Here is a 2,450-nt window from a genome sequence, read left to right as displayed (position 1 = left end):
TATGACTACGATCGGGCTACGCCCTCACTCCGTCACACCCCGGCGCGAGTCTCATCCTGATTGACGCTGAATCTTACCTAGATTGCCGCTATGCAACATGGTCTCGAAGCTTCGCTAGCAGCGGCTCCAGCAATGTGCTGGCCTTGCCGATCCAGTCGGCCATGGTCGAGCGGGACAGATCGACGCCTTCCCGCGCATAAATCTCGGATTGGCGATAAAGAGGCAGGTGATCGCAATATTTGGCGATCAGCACATGGGCAACCAGCCCCGGTCCCGGCTTGCCGCGTTCAATGGGCAACGACGGCATGTCGGCCTTAATCTGCGTATCGCAGCCCTTGCAGGTGAAGCGGGGCTGGACATGGCGCACGACACGGAATGAGGCCGGGACATAATCGAGAACTTCGCTGACGCTTTCGCCTGCACGGATGAAGTCGGAGCCGCCACAGACCGGGCATGCGCAAGTTGCCTGGTGCGTCACGTCATGGCGTGGCAGATGATCGGGCAATGGCTGGCGGCTCGGCTTGGCCTTTGCCGGACTGGCAGTCGACGACAATGCAGGGGCCATAGCTTCCGCCTCTGCCGCCTCGATATCTTCCAACGCCAGTTCGAGCTGTTCGATGGCGCGGTCCATCTTCTCGGAGGACGAGCCGAACCGTGCCCGCTTGAGAACTGCAAGCTGCGCCTTCAGTTTGTCGATCAGGGTGTCGCGGGATTGAAGCTTTCGAGCCTGTTCAGCCAGTTGATCGGCCTGCGCAGCGATAATGGCTCGCAATGCATCGATGTCTTCCGGCAGGTTCGAATGGTCTTCTTCCATACCAAAATCTATACCCGATTTGGCCTCAGAATACCACTTATCTGTCTGTAAAGATTGGCCTCTACTCTACGCAACCCGTGTCGGCGCAGATGTCCAGGCGGGTCGCCGCCAGTCGATACCTTCCCACAACATCGACAACTGCGCTGCCGTCAGTCGGGCCGTGCCGTCGGTCGCAGACGGCCACGGAAAGCGCCCTTTCTCCAGGACCTTGTAGTAGAGGCAAAATCCCTGGCCATCCCAGAACAGCAGCTTGATGCGATCACCACGACGCCCTCGAAACGCGAACACCGAGCCGGACGCGGGCTTCTGGCGAAGCGACGACTGCACCAGCGCCATCAGGCCATCGATCCCCTTGCGCATGTCAGTCACACCGCAGGCGAGATAGACGCGCACATTTGCGCCTGGCGCGATCATGCGTCTTCAACCGAGCGGATCAGTGCCTTCAGGACATCAGGCGCAATGTTGGCTTCCACCTTCAAGACGCGACCGCCCTTGCAACCGATCTCGATCCGTATGGGCCGTGCCGAGCGCTTTGTGGTAGGCTTGTCCACTGGTGCCGGACGCTCAGCCTCGTCGCTCGATGGCGTCGCGATCAATGCGACCGGCAGGAAAGAAACCACTGGCTCAGTCTGCTCCGCTGTGAACTTCCGCCGCCACGTGTAAATCTGCTGGGGTTTGATATCGTGCCGCCGAGCGACATCGGCGATCCTGGCATCCGGGTCCGCCGCCTGTTGTAGTATCGAAAGCTTCTCGTCGTCGGACCAATCACGCCGACGCTCGACGCCTGTCAAAATCTCCATGCGGCCCATAGTTCATCCCTGATGACGTCTCTAATGACGGAATTAGTGACGTAACTTCAGGTGTTCGCGGAAAATCTCAAAGGCAGCTTCACCGGACGCTTACATCATGCCCGAAGGGCTTGTGGATCATCGTTCCGCTGAGGCTTCACGATGCCCTTTCATCAGCATGACGATCATTAATTGATCCAATACTGTCTCAGGTCGCAACTACCTAAGAGAAGAACAGGTAGAAGGGTTATATGATCTGATAGACTGAATTGAGATGGTGAAAAAAAATGAGTAATATTTCCTTTATAGTATTAAAAGAGTTTCTTACCAAAAAAATTCCACTCTTCCTACTTGTCTTTATATCATAATTCCGACCCAACCACATTTTTGATTCAGATAATAACAATGGAAGTGGGCGACATGAGTTTACGAATGTCACACTCTCTCCCGCAGGGAGATTTTCTGAATCAAACAGAAACTACTTTAAATTAAACTTCAAAGCATCGAATATTAATTGACAGATAAGAAAATATACGTTAGAAATGACAAATCTTATTGGTAATGCGATTTCCAAGTCATGAGAAACACTAAATAAGCTTAAGGAACGAAACCACTGGAACGGTCTTCTTTCCTCGAAGATCGCAGCGGTTTAGTTCTCAAACGTCCTATGTGTTGGTTTCCACGCGGAACTGAGCCGGTGGGGGTGCGGACGAAAACTTGGACCACCAGGAGGTAGTTCATGTATTCCTACGTAGACAGACTTCGAGCAGTTGAACTCTATATCCGGCTTGGCAAGCGGCTTAACGCGACCATTCGCCAGCTGGGATATCCCACCAAAAATGCGCTGA

The 2,450-nt window shown here is 54.0% G+C and carries 3 protein-coding genes; all 3 read right to left on the bottom strand.

The genetic code is table 11. From position 1 onward, the window contains the following. Positions 1 to 88: 88 nt before the first annotated feature. A complete protein-coding gene (locus FHW37_RS33340; protein ID WP_246691064.1) occupies positions 89 to 814 on the bottom strand; it encodes an IS66 family transposase in 726 nt (241 codons plus the stop codon). Between the two features lie 66 nt (positions 815 to 880). Beyond that, positions 881 to 1,228, bottom strand: coding sequence for an IS66 family insertion sequence element accessory protein TnpB (gene tnpB, locus FHW37_RS33335; RefSeq protein WP_081177312.1), 348 nt, complete (start codon positions 1,226 to 1,228; stop codon positions 881 to 883). Next, positions 1,225 to 1,623 (bottom strand): IS66-like element accessory protein TnpA, encoded by a 399-nt coding sequence (tnpA, locus tag FHW37_RS33330; protein WP_145643857.1) that lies wholly within the window; start codon positions 1,621 to 1,623, stop codon positions 1,225 to 1,227. The genes tnpB and tnpA overlap by 4 nt, the downstream gene beginning before the upstream one ends. Between the last annotated feature and the right edge of the window lie 827 nt (positions 1,624 to 2,450).

This window comes from Neorhizobium alkalisoli, assembly GCF_007829835.1.
Classification (GTDB): domain Bacteria; phylum Pseudomonadota; class Alphaproteobacteria; order Rhizobiales; family Rhizobiaceae; genus Neorhizobium.
This window is presented reverse-complemented; position numbering and strand designations above follow the sequence as displayed.